The organism is Nocardioides piscis (assembly GCF_011300215.1).
GTDB classification, from domain to species: domain Bacteria; phylum Actinomycetota; class Actinomycetes; order Propionibacteriales; family Nocardioidaceae; genus Nocardioides; species Nocardioides piscis.
Window position 1 is genome coordinate 1968784 of record NZ_CP049866.1, and the last position, 19019, is coordinate 1987802.

Genomic DNA, 19019 nt, shown 5'->3' on the forward strand with positions numbered 1-19019 from the left:
CGCTGACCTGGCAGGACGTCGTGCTCAGCAGTGGCCAGAAAGTCCACGCTGGTCGCTCAGACGGGGCGGCAGAGGGGCAAGGCTGCCGCCGAGAATGCTTGCGCTTGCTGCCCCCAAAGCCGCCGGGTCTCGCAGGACGCTTGGATCGCCGCCTGCTCGATATCGGCAACGGCACGCTCGAGCTCATCCGGGTCCTGAGCGCTGACCGCGATGAGTCCCGTGGTGCGGAGGATGCCGTGGCCGGCGGTCAGGTCGGCTTCCTGCTGGAGGACGTCGTTGAACTCGGCGCTCTGTTGCGCGTCCTCGATCTGGCCGATGCGCTGCCGCTGGGACGCGTCGGAGATGTACTCGGTCTTCTTCTTGCGGATGTCTCGCGCTGCCTGGTCCGTGCGGAGCGGCGTGTAGAGCAGGGTGAAGGTGCGCCTGACGCCAGAGGAGAGCAGGACCGGCGCGAGGAATCCTGGGTAGACGAGCGACCGCGGCCATTCGCTAATCCAGAGCACGCAGTGATGCGCGGAATCGCTTCGAACGCTGGACCAGTTCTCGCTCACCGCCACCGGACCGGCGGTCGCAAGGTCGCGCCCCATGTCGCCGTGACGCTCCAGGGCTCCGGCAACGACGGGGTCGTAGGCCGAGCGAAGGATCACTGCGAGATCGCCCGGCTCCAGCCATGCTGAGGGCGAGAGATCCGCAGCCCGCAAGGCGGCCGTCACCGTCGCCATCTCCTGGCGCAGCACGGCTGCCGCCCCACGGTTCCCGCCGCCCGCCGCCTTGATGGCGCGCGCGGCTGCCTTCATGTCGAGCGAGATCGAGACGGTGCTCGCGTGGCGCTCGCCGGCTGGCCCAGCGCGCTCGATCAGTTCGGCATAGGTGTTTGACGTGAAGGACTCGTCGTTCGCGCCGTGCTGAGACCACCACTCCGCGAGGCCCTTCCCCGAGTCGGGGAGAGTGCGCTCCATGACCTGGACCGACGACATGCGACCCGACCGGCATGCCGTAGCGAGCACGCGTCCCCAGCTCGTCACACGCCGCTGCTGCTCGATTGGGTCGAGCAGTATGAACGCGGGGTGTGTGACGCCGACGATCGCGGTGAGCGTGGAGCGGTGCGGGTCCTGGACCATGACGGCGCCGGTCTCGGGGTCGTGCCACTGGCGCAGTCGCGCGGCGTCGCCCGGAAGGGCCAGCGTTCCCGCAGGCCGGGCCTTCACTACGTGACGCCGGAAGAGCAGTTGGCCGCCGCTGGAGCGCCATACCCACCGGGACACGATCGGGAACCACTCGACGAGCTTTCGTCCGCCAACCCCGATCCATGCAAGTCCCGCTGAGACGGCCATGATCGGAAGGGCGTAAGCCAGAGCAGCGCCGCCCCCGAGTACAGCGCGAAGACGAACACCACTGCACCGACGCCGACCACGAGCAGTTGGCTTGCGGACAGCCCAAGAAGTACCCCGCGGCGAGTCAGCCGGGAGAACTTGACGGTCGAGAGCTCGTAGTCGCGCGGACCAGTGCTTGCGGTGCTCATGGTCAGCTCCCTGAACGTCCGGCGCCGGCAGGTACCGAATCGGCCGTGGACGGCACAGGCGGTGAAGGAGGCGCAGGCAGTGATGCCGCCTCTGTTTGCTGATCGGCGTGGCCCGCGACGGACGCACCTGTTCGCGGTCCGGCGCTGGCGGCCTCCCGCGCGACCATCACGCCACCGACCACAGCTCCTCCTGCCGCCGCTGCACCTCCGCTCGCTGTTGCGCCGCCTCCCGACGCAGCATCGGCCCCACCCATGCTCCCCGCGCCCGAAGGCGCCATAGCTGGTGTGGGCGGCGTACCGCCGCCACCACCCGAACCCCCGCCAAGGACCTGGGCGGGCTCGGCCATCGGGCGTCGGCTCATCGGGATCGGCATCGGCCGGTTCAGCGCGGACTTCGCCTCCTGCTCGGCCGACATCGCGTGGTACATGTCGAAGCCCATGAAGCTGATCGCCTTGTAGGTCATGTACGGCGCGAAGCCGGCGATGAGCATCAGTACGACGCCCGCGATGGGTTCGCTGACCGACTGCAGGTCGGCGTCGATAGGCGCAGAGACCTGAGCCGTGGCGAGCAGGAAGATCACGACGAGGACGACCTTGGACAGGATCAGTGCGATAACGAACTGCGCCCACTTGCCGAGCCAGCCGCGAGTCTGGTCCCAGCTCGAGCCGGCAAGGGCGATCGGTGCGAAGACGATGGCAACGAGGAGGAGGGCCTTCCGGACGAGCAGGCTGATCCACACGATGACAGCCGCACCGATCGCGAGCCCAGCGAGGAAGATCGTAAGGATCGCGCCAGCGCCGGGCGCCGCGACATTGATGCCGACGAGCCCAGCCGTGAGGAGGCCGATGCGATCACCCATCTCGGTCATGTTGGTGCCCGCGGCGTTCACGATCCCGATGCAGAGCTGATCGGTGATCTCCAGTGCGATCGCCAGCAGCGCGAGCGCGACGAACGATCCGAGGATGGACTTCGCCAAACCGAGGGCAGCGCGCGTCAACGCGGCCGGTTCTCGGCGCACCATCCCGCCGATCACCTGGAGCATGAAGAAGCCGAGCATGATGAAGACGGCGACGCCGAACAGGATGTTGTAGACCTTCGTGTACTGGCTGCTCGAGATGTCGACCATGGTGGTCGAGTCAAAGACCTGCCAAACAGACTCGAACATCCACGCGGCGGCATTGCCCATCGCTTGAGCGAGCCAGTCGAACGGCGCGGACACGAGAGCACCCGCGGCCTCGCCAGCCACGTCGCAAACCCCCGAGATCACTGGCACATCGCATACGTCGACCATCACGGCCTCCTTGATCCGTAGTCACCGGTCAGACGGCCTGGCCGACGTTCCAGAAGAAGTTCACGAGTGCGACAGACGCGCCGGTGATGATCGCGGCGCCGAGGCCGACGAGAACGCCGAGCTTGCCTCGCCCCGCGAGGTGCGGGTTCGACGAGTTGGCGCCGAGCGCCCACACGACTGCGGAGATGATCAGGGCGAGTACGGCGAGGATCAGGCCCACGGTCATCGAGGCGCCGACGATGCCGCGCAACTGGCCGATGCCGGGCAGGCCGTTCGAGTTGGGGTCGATCTCGATGTCCATAGGGAGCAGGGACACCACTGAGTGCAGTCCGATCTGATTCACGGTTCCTCCAAGGTTGGGTAGGGCCTACGTCGGTCAGGTGTTCGTCGTCGTCCGCTCAAGCTCCGAGAGCGGGACCAAGGCTCGCCGTGGGAGGCCGAGTTGGTTCGCGTGACACCGCTCTCGATCGACGCTGCGAGACCCTCAGGTTGGGCTCCACAGCCGTATGAGAGATGTCGTAGCCGGCCCAGGGGGAGCGGCCTGGGACGTGTCGAGTGCCGCCGTTGCTGCGCTCGGTGATGACCGGTGCGCCGACGACCTGCATTGGCGGTGGGTAGTGCTCCGCGATCCACTTCTTTGCGGCTTTCGACAGCCCGGGCTGGTCAACGGAACGCAGTCGCGCAGGCACGATCGGCAGCTCGCGCCAGCCAGGGAAGGCGTGGTCGTGCCAGCCCTCGACCGCAGTGTTCTCATCACCCGCGATCACATGCCAGCCGTCCGGCTCGCAGATCGCTTGGTAGATCAGGTCTCCGACGCACTGGCACCCACCGTGCGCCTCGCCATGCGTCCAAGGCTCGCAACGCAGGTCGGCCGTGAAGAGATCAAAACCGTGCTCACCAACGGCGACGCTGCCGGGCACGGCGATCGCCCGGTGCCACATCCGGCTCTGCGTTCGTGACTGGTCGAGCTTGTGCAGAAACTGCCAGTGCTCGTGTGCCGCTTCCAGGTCTACCGCCGGCCAGTACGCCGCAGTGAAGCCCAACGGAGCTCCGGACCACCCGGGCGCTGCTTCGACGGCGGATGCGTGGAGCATCGCCTCGATGTCGAAGGCGAGTTGTTCATCGGTCACAGCTGCGCACCGACATCGAGCAGCCAGTTCGCCCAGGCGAGTGCGGCACCGGTCAATGCGGCGCCCCCGAGCGCAACGAACAGTCCGGTCTTCGCCTTGCTCGCCGCGTGCCAACTGCCGTTCGAGGAGGAGATCGCCCATGTCGCGCCGCAGGTGACGACCATGAGCACGGAGATGATCAGGCCGTAGGTGAGCAGGGCGCCCACGATCGCCCGGAGTTGGCTGGAGCCGCCGACGGCACCGAAGTCCGGTCCGACGAGCGGGAGCAATGATCGAAGCCTCATGCCATCAGGTGTGCCGCTGCCACCTTCGCCGACAGGGAAACCGGCCGTATTGTCGGACGCTTGTGCGATCGTCTTTGCCATGGCGAAGAACGAGCACCCAGTCGACTGGAACTCGGTGATGGCTGCGCGCGACGAGATGTTCGACGCAGCGTCCCCTCACGAGACCACCATCTGGCACGAGGTTTTGGGATGGCGGGCCTTCGCCGAGCGCTTCCAGACCAAGGGTGCCGACGGAAATTTCGGTGCGAATGTCGTTGACTGGATCCACAAGCACGACAGCGACCTTCCCGACCATCTGCTCGTTGCGGCGGATGCGATCGATGGGTTGAAGCACGTTCTCGACACCGGTCGCGTACCCGACTACTACCAGGAGACGGGTGGCGATGTTGAGGGCTTCTTGCGAGACTCAGCTCGAACTTTTGCCAGCGTTGCGCGGCGATTGCGGGCCGCTTTCGACTCCCCGAGCTAAGTGTCGACAAGATCACTTTGGCTCAGCCGTCCAGTGCAAGTGGTCGTAGTGCCCGCCGGTGACGTTATTGGGGTCGTGCATGCCGCCGCCGTCGTACTTCCTCCAGCCTTCGTCGGCGCGAGCGACTGACCAGATCCGGCCCTGCCAGATGACGTACTCGACACCCAAGGTTCTCGCGTTGTCCTTCACCCAGTTGGTGACCTGCCAGCCGTAGTCGAGGGCGTGACCAGTCGCGGCTGTGCCGAGGGCGTTGCCGAAGGTGCCGTCGCAAGCGCGGCCAAGCGAGTGCTCAGAGGGCTGGCCTGGCCGCGGCGACCAGCAGGCCCACGAACTCTCCGGGAACTTGGACCGGATCTGGGCGAGAATGTGCGCGGTTCGCTCGGTTATCTGGCCGTCGGTCGTCGGGTCGTCGACGAGGTTTCCAGGGTTGTCGCCGTTGAACGGTGATGCCGGGCCACCAGTGGCTGCGCAGCCCGCGGAGGCAGGGTCGACGCCGGCTTCGATCTCGACCGCTCCGTGGCTCGCTAACCACGGCTCCGGGTCGATCGGTGTGCCGTCCGCACCGCCGGGCCTAACCTCGAAATGGAGATGCGGACCGGTCGAGTAGCCAGCCACGCCGACGTCGGCGATGTACTCGCCAGCCGTCACGGACTGGCCGACCTCGACGTGAATCCCATCGGCGTACATGTGCGCGTACCCGGTGGCGATGGTCCTGCCGCCAACGTTGTGTTCGATGAGAATCAGGTTCCCGTATCCGCTGGCAGCACCGGCGAACACGACGCGCCCGTCGGCAGCGGCGAGGATGTGCGTTCCCGTCGGTGCCGCGAGGTCAACCCCCGTGTGGAGCTTCGTCTCGCCGGTGACTGGGTGAACCCGGATACCGAACCCACTCGTCTTGACCCACGTACCGGCCGGCAACGGCATCACCACGTGTGAGGTCTCTGGGATCGAGACAGGCGTGTTTCCGATGTTGCTGAAAGCACTGCTCGTCGTCGTCGGCAGGCAGGAGGCTTGGGCGGCGGGATTGAGCAGGGCGCCGAGGGCGAGCAGGAAGGCGGCTGGACCGAGGGTCAACGCCAGCACGCCGCTGAGGACTGCCTTGCGCATCCGCGGTCACTCCAGCGGATCGTCGAGCCTGGACAGGCGCAGTAGGTGGCACGTTGGATACGTCGGCGCGCAGACGATGAACACGGTGAACGCGACGCCGTGCTGGCTAGCGACGTGCTCGCCCTCCCAGACACCCTCGCGGTGGCGAGTGCCTCTGATTGTGAACGCGGTGGTGCCAGGCAGGAGCTCGTCACCGGCCTGTGCTTCGGCGGTCGCCCAGAGATCCGGAATCTCGACCGAGGTGATCTCGATCCACTGCCGGGTCTCGTACGTCCCGAGCTCGATCCAGATTCGGTCGGTCGGGAGGTAGTTGGCGATATCAGAAACCAGTCCTGCGGACGATTCGCCCGTCGGGTCCGCCACGGAGACCAACTGCTCGGTCACCGACTTCGGAGAGCTCGTAGTCCGTGTGTCCCAAGCAAACAATGCCGTCGCGACTTGTCGCGCGAAGGCTTGCGGTTCAGCCGCGTCCAGTGCCGGCGGCGAGGTCTGGGTCGCGATCGGTTCTGACGAAGGAGGTGCGGCCGTCGTACGTGGCTCCGCGGACGGATCGCGGTTCGCGAACGACGCATAGCTGACCACGGCCACAAGGAGGAGCAGGACACCGACCGCGAGCACGAGGAGGCGGCGCCACCGCGTTTCGGTCGCATCGGGAAGCTGGATCCACATGCGTCGTCCTTTCGTTTCTGGTGGGCCATCAGGCCGGCGTGAGTGCGCGCTCCGCCTCGACCGTTCGCGCGAAGGTCGCCGTCTCGTCCAGGACGCGGTTGAACATCGCCCAGTCCTCGGCGGAGAGCTCAGCTGCGACTTGGTTGGCGTCGTAGTGCTTGGACCAGCCGTCCATCTCGCGCCAGACCATCGCGAACGACTTCACGGACCGCTTGGCGTTCGCTGCTGCGGCAGCTCGCCTCGCCCGGTTCTCGCGCATCCGTCGCAACCGGTCGGCGTCGTCCCGGGCGCGCTTCGCGTCAGCCTCTGCGTCCACATCCACGTCAGGGGAATCCATGCGCCGTTCGGCGGCCTCGACCACAGCTCGAACGCGTTGATAGCCGGGATCGACAGGACCGCCGTTGCGAATCCGCTCAAGTTCATCGGTGGCCACCTGACGTACCCCAGCGGACAGGTCCCGGTCAGCCGCCACGCGTTCCATCGCGAGGATCTGGTTCAGCCGGGTGTACGACGCGGAGCCGGTGATCATCTCGGCAGCCCGTCGTCGCCCGTCGCCGTGACCCCGGGGGAACGGTGCCGCCGAATCGGCGGCACCGTCCTCAGTGCCACCGTCATCGCGGGGGCCGCCGAACTGAGTGGCCTCCTGCCGACGCGCTGCGTCCTCTTCGAGAAGGGCCACCATCTCCTTGTAGAGCTGCGCCGCTTCGTATGTCGTCAGCGGCTTGTGGGTCAGGTTGTCGTCGCGCTCGGCGAGCAAGAGGGTCAGCTCGTCGCTGAGCCCCGACCGCACCCAAACCCGTACGTTGCTCCATCCGAGCTCTCGGGCCGCTTCGAGCCGACGGAACCCACAGATCAGGAAGCCGTCCGTGGTGATCGTGATCGGCTGCAAGAGGCCGAAGCGTTCGAGTGACTTCTTCAGCTGATCGAGGTTGCCGGGATCGCGCCGGTGACGCGCGCCGACCCGAATGGACTCGATGCTTCGCTGGAGCTCGGCGCGACCGCGTGACTCAGGCATTTGCACGCTCCGTTGCGATCGGGGCTGCCTTTGCGATGACGTCGGCGATGCCAGTGAGGTGAAACAGTTCGTCGTAGCGCTCACCGGTCAGGAGACGCTTGAGAATGCCTCGCCCTGAGGCCGTGTGTTCGAGATTCGGCAGATCGTGTCCGAGCACCGCATGGAGGACAGCGATCCACGAGTCCTGATCGATATCCAGATGGCATCGGATCGAAGGGTCGCGGCGTAGCGACTCGAAGGTGCTCCGCTTGTTTCCGGTTCGGATAAGGCGCGCGGCGATGCATTCCAAGGCCATCTGGGCCGCCGCTCGCGACCATCCCGAATCCACGAAGAACTCGACCGCAGTCTCGAGCGCGACCCAGGCGTTCGTCGGCTCGGCGTCTGGTTCCTCGCTGTCGGGATCGACCGCCAGCGGGTCTTCCACGTCCGACAGGTCGTCGAGTGACCAGAACGAGGGATGGAAGTCCGCGAGGCTCGTCTCGTGATCGCTGATGCGGTCGGCGTCGTGGAAGTCAGTGACGTCGTCGGTGCGGACCTGGTCAGTGCCGCAGAGCAGTCCTTGTGCGCGCTCCTCGTAGAACATCTGGAGCGCCACGGCGTGTGTGATCACTGCCCAGGGGTCGTCTGCAATCCGAGCCGCGCGAGTGCGCATGACGTCCCACGCAGCGGCAGCGGCCTCGGCCGGATCGCGATGATGCTTTGTTGCGAGGCCGGCGTACTTCCGGGTGGTCAGCGCCATCAGTTCGGCGACGTCAGGGTCGTGCTCCCATGGACGGTCGCCTCCGTAATGAACGTCGACGAGGAGCAGGCGCAGGCGCTCGGGGTCGTCAAACGGGTGGATGTCGCTCATAGCTCGACTCCTCGATCTGTGGTGGGTGTGCTCGGCAGCGGGCGCGCGATCGTGCGTCGCGTGACCCGGGCGGCGGAGCGGGGCGCACGCTGGGCTCGACGGTTCAGTTCGGCCTGTAGGTCGATGCCGCGACGGATGAACTTGGAGCCGACAACCGTCGGAAGGTCGCTTGGGCGGACCCATGCGACGGACGAGGCTGGTCCCGGTGTCGCGGCGCTCCTGGCCGTTCGAACTGACGGATCCGCGTGTTGGGCAAGCGCGTTCAACTCGGACTCTGCCGGTTCACGGGCTTCCTCGGGGGCGTCGAGGGAGCGGTCGAGGTGGCGCTCGTACGGGTCGGTGTTCACAACGTCACCGCCTCAACCGCTCGGGTAGGGCCCGCGAGGTTCGCCGGCCCGAGTCTCGTCGCGATCCGGTACGCCGAACGGATGGTCGCGGTGGCCTCCCGATCGGATAGTCCGGCCTGCTGGGCTGCCTCGCCCAGAACGCCAGCCGCCGTCTGGAACGGGTAGTTGGACTCAGCCATGCGGCACGCGGCCCAGAACAGACTGCCGTTGCGATCGCCCTCGGGGCGGCTCGCGACCCAGCCCGCGAGTTTGTCCGGGCGGGCGCCCGCGCTGGGAAGGTCAGGCGGCGGGGCGTGACGTCGAGGTGGATCGAGGAAGTTCCGCAGTGCTGTCCCATCGACGGAGCGAGGCTGGTGGGAGGCGAGAGCGACCAGTTCGTACCCGCGCTCGCTGCCGTCGGCGACGACAACTCGCGAGGGCGGGGCGATGACGTACCCACCGTCTCCTCGGAAGTCGACGTGATCCCCAGGCAGTTGCCATGAACGGTGCTCCTGGCCGTGCCATCGCAGAAAGTAGGCGTGGAGGCCGCCTGAGGGCGTTCTGACCTGCCACGCCCAGCCAGAGACGAGGCCAGCGTGCTGGGCCTTCTCGAAAGCGTCGAAACCCGAGCCGCCAGCGTGAACGTCGACGTCGACGACATCGATGCCAGACACAGCGCCAGTGGGGATCGCGAGGTTCGCCGTTGGCCACGCCGACCACCATCGGGACACAAGGCCCGGTTCCGCTGTGGCGTCGTGGAATCCGTGGGGAGTCAGGGGCCGCTTCTCGCCTGGCGCACAGGGGAAGACCGGAATGCCGTGCGCAGCCAGGTTGCGCGCCGCGGATGCCGTCGAGACGTCGGGTGCGCCCAAGTCGCGTACGAGCTGAGGTGACCAGCGTGTGGTGGCGGTTGAGTCGTTCATGCCGACCACGTTGCGCCCAGGGGGGCACCAATTATCGCCCGTCCTCAGGGGGCCCGTCCCAAGGACGGGCGCCCCCGGCAGGAAGCGTTTGTGCAGGTCAGGTGGGGGCCCGTCCTAAAGTTGAAGAAGTTTCAGCAGAGGCCTTGCGCGCCGCTGAGATTGGTCGTGATGCCCACGCGGAGCCGACAGAGTTCGTGGCCTTCAGGAGGCTGAAGGGCGGCGGGGTGCTCTCGGCGCACGTTGTTGACCCCAGCCGTTGTTCTTCACGATCTCCTTGGTGCGCACAGGCAAATCGACCGGCGGCTCGTGGTCGTCGCGCCGGTCGAAGACGTCCTCGCTGAGCATCTGGTCGGCGGCGTCGGCGTGGCCCTGAGCTTCCAGGACCTTGGCGAGATCCAGCCGACTGACTTCGTCGTACGGCGCGGCCGTGCACGCCTTCTCGGCGGACTGACGGGCTAGGTCGAGGTCACCTCGCTGGAGGGCGTCGAGGACAACGATGTGAGCCGTGTCGGCGATGGCGCACGGAATCAGGTCCTGTAGGCGCTCCCCGTCGAGAAGCCAGTTCCACCCCTGGTCGCGCAGCTGATCGAAAGGCTTGCCGCCCACGAGTTGCAGCGCCTGGACGAGGTCAGCCATGCCATCGTGACCCCGTGCTTGACCACGCGCGCGGAGGCGACGGAAGAGGTCGACGTCCACGAGGAGGTCCTCGACCTGATACCCGTGCCATTCCGCGTCCGGGTGGTCGCCCTGTTTGGGGATGTGCCACTCGCCGGTACGTGGATCCTTGCCGAGCCATTCGCGCAGGTAGCCGATGTCTGTTCGGGCGCGAGGCTGACCGATGTGGAATGCCTCAGCGATCGTTCGCGACATCACGCCCTCGGGGTGGAGTGCCACGAAGGCGAGCAGTTCTGAGTAGTACGGCCGGCGCTTGACGATCTGCTCGACCACCTTGCCGTGGGCCGTGACCCGCACCGGGCCGAGGAGCGTGAGCCGTGGAAGCCGTGAGTCGTCGTCGAACCATGCCGCCACGTCCGCGTCCAGCATCGGGTCGAGGTCGTCGAGAGCCTCAGCAACTTCGTGGGTGGCACTGGGCGCAAGCTCGTTGATGTCCTCCTCTGTCGCCGCCGCGACCTCGACGTACGCCTGGGTGCGCTCTGGCAGCAGTGAGGTGGAGTCGGTCGCGCCGACCAGGCGCGGACGCGTGTACTCGCTGCGCAGCGCTCCGGCCTGATCGGCAACCGACCGCCAACCATCTGCGGCTTGCGCGAAGCCCGGAATGTCGGTCGTCGGCGTCACCCGCGTGACGTCGACGATGGCGGCGCAGAGCGTTGCTTCCTCGGATGTCAGCCCAGCAGCGGCAACGTCGATCCCGATGGACGGCGCCATGAGGCGGCCAGCTGCAGTGAACTCGAAGGCGGTCGCACTCTCCGGCGGCGCTGCGGCCACGGTGACGACTGCGACCCCGAATCGCCCTGCCGACTGGGCCCGGGCTTCGGAAATGACGGCGGCCAGGTCGACGTTGGCCGCGATGACCACCTGCCACGGATCGGGCTCGTCGCCCTGCCGTCGGCTCGCAGTCTGGATCTCGGCCGTCACCGAGTCCACAGCAGCGTCGTCGGCCTCGTGAGTGCGCAGCCGCAAGGTGTCCAGGTCGCCGAGTTCCTCGCCGATGCCGAAGGTGTCGGTCTGCACGAGTACCGACCATGGGTTCAGGGCCAGCTCGGCGGCGACGTGCCGGGCGAATGCCAAGGTCTGTTCGCCGTCGCCGGTCAGAGCGATGGAGCCCAACGGCTCGAGGTTCACCAACCACAACGCTCGACTGTCGTCACGGCCGACGCTGACGAGCATGGGGTACGGCGACAGCACGTCGTCGTCGACTTTGACGGTGCCGAGTTCGACCTGCCAGTGCTGTTCGTCGCCCTTCCATGGAGCAGCGAGCTCCACGCGCTCGGCGAAATGGAACGTCGCGACTCCACGAGATAGCGACACGGATGTCAGGGCCGGGAGTGGCGTTTCCGTGTCGCGCGACTGAGCAGCGATGTTGTTGAGCGCGGCGTCGAGCCCTTCGATGTCGTAGGCCGACCGGTCGCCGTGTGTCGCCGCAGTTTTGTCGATCTTGATCAGCTCGGGCGGATTGGGGGCAAGGGTCTGACCCGGCCGGCGATAACGGAGTTGCGTGCGGCGATGTGCGCGCACCGCCAGGAGAACGGCACCAGCGAGGAGCCCGCCGCCGGCCACTCCCGGCAGCAGCCAGGCAGGCGCGCCTTCTGCCGCCGGGTCCTCTGCATCGGCCACCGGCGTGTTCGGCTCGGCCGCGGGCTGCGTCGGCTCGGCCTGAGGCGCCGGGACTTCAGCCTCGGGCCGCTCAGCAAACGGTGGCTCTGCGGTTGGGGGCGGCCCGTCCGTGGTCTCGTCGTCATGAGACTGAGCCGGCTCGTCCCTTTGCGGAATCGTCAGCTCCCAGCCTGGGCGAATCAGGTCGGGATCCTCCAAGCGGGCGCCGTCGGGCTGCTCGGTAGCGCGCGATGCCTCGAAGATCTCCGGATACCGAGTGCCGTCTCCGAGCTCCTGCTCGGCGATCTCCGACAACGTGTCGCCGGGCTCAACCACGACGGTCTCGGATTCGCTCGACTCGACGACCGGCACGCGAAGGACGGTTCCGGGCGTGATGAAGTCCGGACGTCCATCGAGTACGTCGGCGTTGAGGCCGACAAGTTCGGGGAAGCGAGCGCCGTCCCCGAGCAGCCGCTCGGCGATCCGCCACAGACTGTCACCCCGGGCGACGGTGTACTCGCGTGTCTGTCGCTTCTCGGCCGTCGACTTGGGTTCGACAGACACCTGCGGAACTGGCTCCGCCGAGACCGCCTCGGCGCCCATCGGCGTAGGCGACACGGGCGCAACAGCAGCGGCGGCGTACGCAGGCGGACTCGGCAGAGCGGCGGCGATGGTCGGAGCGGCCATGAAGAGCAGGGCAGCAGCGCCGACCAACTGGGCTGCGAACTGTTGGGGCATTGCGAGTCCGGGGAGCGCTGGCGCCGGTACACGACGTACCTCCGCGACGGCTGCCAACAGGACGGATCCCGTCACGACTGCCCAAGCGCACCAGCCCACGGCTGCGAAAGCCGCGAACGCAAGACTCCCGTCATCTGGTCGGGTGAGCATTCGCCGGAGTTCGGCTAGGTCTGCGTCCCAGGGGGCGAAGCCGATGGCGATGAGGATGGCTGGGAAGGCCACCACCAGCCCGAGCAGGGCAAGGCAGGCGGACAGCCCGCGGATCCGTTGGCCGAGTGTCGTCATTGCTCCGTGCCTCCAATGGTTCGTACGACCCGAGCGGATGCCTCGCCGGTGACGGTCAGGTTCGAGAAGCCGATGGCCCCGAGGAACTGGGGGTCGTAGTGGTCGGTCACTGTCACGGTGACCGTGTCGCCGCCGGTGATCTCGACCGTCCCTTCGACGTGAGCAGCCGCGAGGTACTCCTTGGCGGCGGTCCGTGCAGCGGCCAGATCGACGTCAACCGAGCGGCCCTCGATCGCGGCCGGCGCCTGAATCCTCTGCCCTCCGGCGCGGGCGGCCTGGGCCGCGATGTCGTGGGCTCGCTGCTGAGCATGCACTTGGCCACCGAGGTCGACGGCGAGACCGACAAGCATGATCATCACGAAACTTGCGGTGACCAGCCAGACGCTGATCGAGCCGCGCTCGTCACGCACGCGGCGGGTCATGACCGCTCCCTGAACGAGTCAAGCGGCGAGGTAACCGTGGCCGTCACGGTCCGCGATCCGGGGACGCCGGGAACGGCCAAATCTCCGAGGTTGAGACGACAAGAGACGGTGACCTCGACGGACCCGGGGGTTCCGACGGGCTTCGCAAAGTCGGATGAGTCGATCGAGACCTGGACGGTGATGCAGTCGATGTCTTGGTTCGCCAGGCTGGCCCGCGCTGCTTCCTCGGCGCCGGAGCGTGCCTCCTGGCTGGTTCGTGCGATCGAGGCAGTTCGCGCACCGTCGGCGGCGGCGGATTCGACCGCTCCGTGAGTCATCGCAGTGCGCCCGCCGAAGATGATCAGGCCGACGAACAGAGCGAAGGCAGGCACGCCAATCACTGCCTCGACGGCGGCAGAACCTCGCTCGTCCCGGCCGCTCACGGCGCCGTGATCCTCTCAGTCGGAAGCGAAGCCGACTGCTCGATTCGCGGCGTCCAGCCCGGAATGACGCTCAGACTTTTCCCTATCACCGTCACGGTGACTGTCGTAGCCGTCCGATCAGCCGTCACGCTAACGCCCGACAAGACGTCGTCGCCGCCAGCGTCGGAGACGAACGCGTCGGCGGCAGCGACGCCGTCCGACTGCGTTCCAGACTCCGCACTTGCCGCACGAGCACCCTCCTGCGCGGCGGCAATCGCCACGCTTCGGGCGTGGTAGAACAACGCGGCCTGCATCCCCAGGAACATCACCGCGAACAACGCAGGCAGCAGGATCACGAGCTGAATCGACACCGACCCGTGCTCGTCCCTTCGCCTACTTGATGTTGCCGGCCTGTGCTGTGACATAGGCCTTCACCGCTGCCACCACCACGCCGACGATGGCGATCACGGCGACAGCCCAGAGCACGTGCTCCGTGGTCACTGAGCCGCGCTCGGTACGCGCACGCATCCGTGCGTCGAACCCGAGGGCGACTCCGAGTAGGAGTCCGATCAGTCGGTTCATCTCGTTTCCTTCCTGTCCGCGGTCCTTCCCCGTCGGGCTGGCTATTAGGTGTTGCTGAACATCCGGAGCAGGGACGGTGCGACGAGCAGCGCCATGAACACGACGCCGAGCAGGGATCCGGGGATGGTCATCCGCTCGCCGACGGCATTGGCCTCGGCGACCTCGTCGTTGAGCATCGCCGTTCGCATGGCGGCCGACCGGGCACGCAAGTGGCTGTACACGCTGGAGCCTTCCTCTCCGGAGAGCCGCATGATGTCTGCGAAGTCGTCGAGTTCCGGGAGGCCGAGCTCGTCCGCAAGGGTGTGGAGCGCGTCCCACGGAGGCTGACCCGACCACCGGGATCGGGTCAGTTCCTCCGACAGTCGGGTGAACACCCACGAGTCGCCGACAAGTGCCGCGGCCTCCATCGCTTGCCGGACGCCCGAACCGTTGTTGCGCTCCAGAGCCACGAGATCGATGTAGGCGCCCAAGGCACGCGCGAACTCGCGTCGAGCCTTCTTGGCGTCGTCGATCACGTTGTAGTTGGGCACGAAGAACATCACTGCGGCGAGGCCGACCGACGCTGCGCCAGACAGGGTGATCGGGAGCCCCAATCCGAGAAGGTTGAAGAACAGGGACAGCAGGGGCGGAATCAGTAGGCCGAGGAACGCGAAGACGATCTTGTCGCCGTAGAACTGCGCCACCGAGATGCGGAGCACCGCAAGCTCGCGAGTTGGCGTGCGCACCCAGAGGCCTGCAGGGAGCGACTTGATGGCCCACAGCCCAATCCGTTCCTTGCCCTGCGGTGCGACGTTCGATGGCCCCGCGGGCCGGCGAGGGTTCCCGGGCGCGAGCCGACTGAGTGCGTCGGCGAGGTCCGGCTCTGTCGGCATGATGCGGATGACGAGAAGTGCCAGCCCGAACGAGACGAGAGCGCCGCTGGCGAGGGCTGTCAGGAGACCGGGAGTCATGCCGCATCACCCGTCCGAGCGATCCGAGCTCCGAGGAATCTGGGCAACTCCCGGCCGATCGCCATCCGTTTCATCCACACGAGCAAACTGATGTACGCCGCAAGAAGTCCGACGAGAATCACCTGGCCAAACGGGCTTCGGTACGGCTCAACGTACGTCCCGGATACTGCGAGCACGACGAGGACGCTGGCGCTGATGATCGTCACCCACCGCGCTGTCGCACGGGGCTTGGCTCGATCGGCCTCGACCTGCCGCCGAGCGCGAACGTCAGCTGCCACCGACTCCGCGAGGCCGTCGAGCACGCTGGCCAGGCCCGCCCCGCGACGTCGAGCGCCGAGGATCAGGTTGGCGGCAACGAGGTCCCCGGTGGAGTCGTCCAGTTCGTCGGCGAAAGCGCGGAGGGCCTGTTCTGTCGACCAACGCGCCCGGAGCCGTGCCACGAGCCGTGTCACCTCGGGCGCGATTGCAGCGGGAGTGGATCGCAGCGTTGCGACCAACGCCTGCTCAAGTCCGACACCGACCGTGAGGACGCCCGCGAGCGACCGGGTCCATTCCTCCATCGCTTCGAGTCGCCCGATCCGCGTCTGAGCTGGGCCAGACGACAGCAGAGCGGGAAGGCCGACGAATGCGATCGGGACGAGCAAGAGCGCCATCGCCCAGCCCGTCACCATGACAGCGATCAGTCCGGTGATGGCTCCTGCGGCCAGAAGCCATTGGGTCTGCCTCGGTAGCGGCTTCAAGTGGCGTTTGCGTGGCGGTCGCTGCACGACTTCTGACGGCGTCAGGCCGACGACGAGTGCGATCACTCCGCCGACGATCAACGCACCTGCGAGAGCCGGGACGAGGACGATCATGACGTGCGTCCTTGCTGGAGCAGGTAGCCAGAGAGGTCGAAGCCGTGCACGGTGAGCGCCCGGTAGGCGTCGGGCAGAACATTCGGGGCGGCCACTCCGTTGGCGTCTGGCGAGAAGACGTGAGTCGTGGCGTAGCCGGTCTCTTTCTCGCCAGGATCGAGAGCGATGATCTCGGCCACCCGTCGCTGACGTGTCGGTCCGGCCGGACCAGTGGTCGTCTGGAGGTCGAGGTGGACGATGATGTCGACGGTCGCCGCGAGCTTGCTGGTGGCGAGTGCCTGAGTGACGTGAGATCCCGCCTCCATGGCGCATGTCACGAGCTTGCGGACAGCTGCGGCGGCATCTGAGGCGTGTGTTGTCGAAATGGAGCCGGTGCCGGACTCCATCGCCTTGATCATCGCCCAGATCTCCTTGCCCCGAACCTCGCCGACGATCTGGCGCGCGAGGTTGAACCGGAAGGAGTCGACGAGGGCTTCGTCGAGCGTGAACTCGCCCGCCTGCCGTCCGTCGGCACCGCGCTCGCCGGAGCCCGGCCTGGCTTCCCAGGGGTGCACGATTCGGTGCCGATCGGGCAGCTCGTGGAGGTGGAGCTCGTACTCGGTCTCGAACGTGCCGATCGCCTCAAGCGGGTCGATCTCGGCGCACAGAGCGCGCACGAGAGTGGTCTTGCCTGCTCCCTGACACCCCGAGACGACGATGCTCCGACGTGCCTTCACTGCGGCCGACAGGAAGGAAGCGGCCACCGGCGTCAGCGTCTGACGATCGACGAGGTCCTCGAGCCTGACTTCCATGAGTCGGTGGCGGCGGATGACGACGGAGGGTCGAGGTGTGACCCAGGCCGCAGCTGCGAGCCGGGATCCGCCGTCCAGCCGCATGTGTAGGCGAGGCTGTGCCTCCGAGAAGCCGCGTGCGTTCACCTCGCTGCGAGAGGCGAGGAAGACCAGAAAGTCGATCAGGTCCTCGTCGGAGTCGGCGACCGCGGGACCTTCGAGCAGCGAACCGTCGATCAGTTCGAGCAGTACGCGGTCGTGGCCGGTGATGATGATGTTCTCGATGCGGTCGTCGTCGACGAGCGGTTGGAGGCGACCGAGCCGAAAGAGGGAGTCGAACACCGCGTGGGCCAGGCGGGACTGTTCAGCCGCTGACATCGACGCGGAGCCGGCATTCACCCGGTCGACCATGGCCGTGTCGATGAGCTCCAGGACGATGGCACGTCCGAGTTCCTGCTGGCCGGTCTTGTCGAGGCGACCGCGGTCAGCCGCGACTGCCTGACTGAGTTGGTCTGAGGCCTTCGCGCGCAGGGAAGCGACCACCTGCCAATCGACGCCCTTGGCGGCTTGCGGGGGCGCGACTGGCATCCGCAACACGGACCCGACGTGGCGCGGCGTTGCAGCATCGACGTCGGCTGCCGGCTGGGCGAACAGCGGCAGGGACTTTGGATCGTCCACGAACCGCCCGGAAGTCATGAGTTCACCTGCGCGAGGAGTGCCGTGCGCCGTCGCTGGATGACTCCATGGATCGCCTCGATGCTGGCCCGGATGCTTCTCACGTACGGGGCCGTGTCGAAGTGCTTGGGCTGCTGAGATCCGCGGTGAAAGACCGCAGAGCCCTCGGCGTCGTCGGCGATGCTGGCAACCACAGGCTGACCCACGACCGAGCTCACCTCGGTGGCGCCATACGGCTTGCCTTCGCCGATCAGGAGGATGCCTGCCTGCCGCAGATCACCTGCTGGTCGAGCAATCGCGTCTGCCCACGTCCGCGCTGCGGAGAGCGCCGGGAGGTTGGTGCGAGTAACCAACAGAGTCAGGTCCGCTGTGTCCATGAGTGCCTCCGGGGAGCCCGACAGTCCAAGCCGACCGGCGTCGATGACGACGTCCTGCCCGTTCTCCTCGAGCTGGCCCAGGGTCTCGGCTAGCGGTGTCCACACATCACGTAGCGCGGCCGCCTGGGTGCGGGAGCGCGTGCCGGCCAGCAGGCTGACGTGCGTGTCGGGAATCAGTCCGATTGCCTCCCTGAGCGCGTCGGATGGCGGTAGCGCCGAGAGTGCGAGTTCGACGATGCCCACGTCGTACTCGCGGGTTCCTCGGAAGTAGCCGGCCAGGATGGCGGAACCGCCCGTCGGGTCGGCCTCGACCAATACCACCGGACGCGGCCAGAGGAACGCCAGGGCCACCGCGGTGGTGGTCACGCCGGGCGAGCCGGACGCGGACGTGAGAGCGATGACAGCCATCAGCGGTCCCGGGAGTCCAGAACCAGAGCCACACGACCTGTGGCGACCCGAGCCGCCAGCACTGCCGCGTCCTCGTGGCGAACGAGCAGGTCAACGACGGTCTCGCCCGTCTCCTCGTTGACATGCACGGCGACTACCTCGGCCTCGCTGTACTCCGGAGTGCCGCCTGGTGCATCGCCGTCCTGGGCTGGTGTGACAACGACCCTGACGTGATCGCCCGAGTGCAACGCCGACCCGGGCGCCTGGGCCGATGTGAGTGCAACACCCACGACAGACTGGCCAGTCGGAGGCAGAGATGCGTTCGAGAAAGAGCCGGGAGTCAGCGCCGATCCGCTCGCAATATCGAAGGTCGCGCGTTGGCCGACCACAGACTCGAACCTGTCCGCTGACACCGGGGTGAGGGCCGGGTCGGAACTGAGGCGCACCGTCGTCAGATCGTTCTCGTCGATGACTGAGCCGCGCTCGATGTCCGTCCGTGCAACGAGGACTTCCTGACTGTTGGTCGTCGCCGACCAGGTCCAGCCTGCGACCACCGCACCCAGACAGATGGCGACGATCGCGATCGCGACCATCCCGGGCTTCCGTCGAAGTTTTGGAGGCGGGGCGATCCCGCCGTCAGTCGCTTGCGGTTCGCGGCCGATGGTCTTGTCGTCCCGAATGGATGTCGTCATGGGTCCCTCGCTTGTCCTCCCCGCG

At 67.0% G+C, this 19019-nt stretch carries 21 protein-coding genes; 1 reads left to right on the forward strand and 20 read right to left on the reverse strand.

Going from position 1 to position 19019, the window contains the following annotated elements:
- Positions 1 to 56 precede the first annotated feature (56 nt).
- The 5 genes from G7071_RS09700 to G7071_RS09720 all read right to left on the reverse strand — a co-directional run bounded on the left by G7071_RS09700 (position 57) and on the right by G7071_RS09720 (position 4309).
- Positions 57 to 1334 (reverse strand): SCO6880 family protein, encoded by a 1278-nt coding sequence (locus G7071_RS09700; protein WP_246209917.1) that lies wholly within the window; start codon positions 1332 to 1334, stop codon positions 57 to 59.
- Between the two features lie 190 nt (positions 1335 to 1524).
- Positions 1525 to 2814, reverse strand: coding sequence for a type IV secretion system protein (locus G7071_RS09705; protein WP_166317981.1), 1290 nt, complete (start codon positions 2812 to 2814; stop codon positions 1525 to 1527).
- 28 nt (positions 2815 to 2842) lie between these two features.
- Positions 2843 to 3157, reverse strand: coding sequence for a DUF6112 family protein (locus tag G7071_RS09710; RefSeq protein ID WP_425489391.1), 315 nt, complete (start codon positions 3155 to 3157; stop codon positions 2843 to 2845).
- A gap of 55 nt (positions 3158 to 3212) precedes the next feature.
- A complete protein-coding gene (locus G7071_RS09715; protein ID WP_166317984.1) occupies positions 3213 to 3944 on the reverse strand; it encodes a DUF6349 family protein in 732 nt (243 codons plus the stop codon).
- On the reverse strand, positions 3941 to 4309 hold the full coding sequence (locus G7071_RS09720) for a DUF6112 family protein (RefSeq protein WP_246209919.1): 369 nt from the start codon (positions 4307 to 4309) through the stop codon (positions 3941 to 3943). The genes G7071_RS09715 and G7071_RS09720 overlap by 4 nt, the downstream gene beginning before the upstream one ends.
- On the opposite strand from G7071_RS09720, the gene G7071_RS09725 reads away from it, so the two are divergent.
- Positions 4308 to 4697 (forward strand): hypothetical protein, encoded by a 390-nt coding sequence (locus tag G7071_RS09725; RefSeq protein WP_166317987.1) that lies wholly within the window; start codon positions 4308 to 4310, stop codon positions 4695 to 4697. The genes G7071_RS09720 and G7071_RS09725 overlap by 2 nt on opposite strands.
- Positions 4698 to 4709: 12 nt before the next feature.
- Here the strand turns inward: G7071_RS09725 and G7071_RS09730 are convergent, their stop codons facing one another.
- The 15 genes from G7071_RS09730 to G7071_RS09800 all read right to left on the reverse strand — a co-directional run bounded on the left by G7071_RS09730 (position 4710) and on the right by G7071_RS09800 (position 18994).
- Positions 4710 to 5804, reverse strand: a complete 1095-nt coding sequence (locus G7071_RS09730; RefSeq protein WP_166317990.1) for a M23 family metallopeptidase — start codon at positions 5802 to 5804, stop codon at positions 4710 to 4712.
- A 6-nt stretch (positions 5805 to 5810) separates the two neighbouring features.
- On the reverse strand, positions 5811 to 6473 hold the full coding sequence (locus tag G7071_RS09735; RefSeq protein ID WP_166317993.1) for a hypothetical protein: 663 nt from the start codon (positions 6471 to 6473) through the stop codon (positions 5811 to 5813).
- A 28-nt stretch (positions 6474 to 6501) separates the two neighbouring features.
- Positions 6502 to 7488 (reverse strand): ParB N-terminal domain-containing protein, encoded by a 987-nt coding sequence (locus G7071_RS09740; protein WP_166317996.1) that lies wholly within the window; start codon positions 7486 to 7488, stop codon positions 6502 to 6504.
- Positions 7481 to 8338 (reverse strand): hypothetical protein, encoded by an 858-nt coding sequence (locus G7071_RS09745; protein ID WP_166317999.1) that lies wholly within the window; start codon positions 8336 to 8338, stop codon positions 7481 to 7483. Before G7071_RS09745 ends, G7071_RS09740 begins: the two co-directional genes overlap by 8 nt.
- Before the next feature lie 343 nt (positions 8339 to 8681).
- On the reverse strand, positions 8682 to 9587 hold the full coding sequence (locus tag G7071_RS09750) for a bifunctional DNA primase/polymerase (RefSeq protein ID WP_166318002.1): 906 nt from the start codon (positions 9585 to 9587) through the stop codon (positions 8682 to 8684).
- 201 nt (positions 9588 to 9788) lie between these two features.
- Entirely contained in the window at positions 9789 to 12884 is a 3096-nt protein-coding gene (locus G7071_RS09755) for a LysM peptidoglycan-binding domain-containing protein (protein ID WP_166318005.1), read from the reverse strand.
- Positions 12881 to 13306: a pilus assembly protein TadG-related protein gene (locus tag G7071_RS09760; protein WP_068111623.1), complete on the reverse strand. Its 426-nt coding sequence runs from the start codon at positions 13304 to 13306 to the stop codon at positions 12881 to 12883. The genes G7071_RS09755 and G7071_RS09760 overlap by 4 nt, the downstream gene beginning before the upstream one ends.
- A complete protein-coding gene (locus tag G7071_RS09765; protein WP_166318008.1) occupies positions 13303 to 13728 on the reverse strand; it encodes a TadE/TadG family type IV pilus assembly protein in 426 nt (141 codons plus the stop codon). Before G7071_RS09765 ends, G7071_RS09760 begins: the two co-directional genes overlap by 4 nt.
- A complete protein-coding gene (locus tag G7071_RS09770) occupies positions 13725 to 14078 on the reverse strand; it encodes a TadE/TadG family type IV pilus assembly protein (protein WP_246209920.1) in 354 nt (117 codons plus the stop codon). Before G7071_RS09770 ends, G7071_RS09765 begins: the two co-directional genes overlap by 4 nt.
- A 22-nt stretch (positions 14079 to 14100) precedes the next feature.
- On the reverse strand, positions 14101 to 14289 hold the full coding sequence (locus tag G7071_RS09775) for a hypothetical protein (protein WP_068111631.1): 189 nt from the start codon (positions 14287 to 14289) through the stop codon (positions 14101 to 14103).
- A 44-nt stretch (positions 14290 to 14333) separates the two neighbouring features.
- Positions 14334 to 15239: a type II secretion system F family protein gene (locus G7071_RS09780; RefSeq protein WP_166318014.1), complete on the reverse strand. Its 906-nt coding sequence runs from the start codon at positions 15237 to 15239 to the stop codon at positions 14334 to 14336.
- Positions 15236 to 16093: a type II secretion system F family protein gene (locus G7071_RS09785; protein WP_068111637.1), complete on the reverse strand. Its 858-nt coding sequence runs from the start codon at positions 16091 to 16093 to the stop codon at positions 15236 to 15238. Before G7071_RS09785 ends, G7071_RS09780 begins: the two co-directional genes overlap by 4 nt.
- Positions 16090 to 17559, reverse strand: a complete 1470-nt coding sequence (locus tag G7071_RS09790; RefSeq protein WP_206062754.1) for a TadA family conjugal transfer-associated ATPase — start codon at positions 17557 to 17559, stop codon at positions 16090 to 16092. The genes G7071_RS09785 and G7071_RS09790 overlap by 4 nt, the downstream gene beginning before the upstream one ends.
- A complete protein-coding gene (locus tag G7071_RS09795; protein WP_237089434.1) occupies positions 17556 to 18281 on the reverse strand; it encodes a CpaE/TadZ family protein in 726 nt (241 codons plus the stop codon). Before G7071_RS09795 ends, G7071_RS09790 begins: the two co-directional genes overlap by 4 nt.
- 41 nt (positions 18282 to 18322) lie before the next feature.
- Positions 18323 to 18994: an SAF domain-containing protein gene (locus tag G7071_RS09800; protein ID WP_166318017.1), complete on the reverse strand. Its 672-nt coding sequence runs from the start codon at positions 18992 to 18994 to the stop codon at positions 18323 to 18325.
- Between the last annotated feature and the right edge of the window lie 25 nt (positions 18995 to 19019).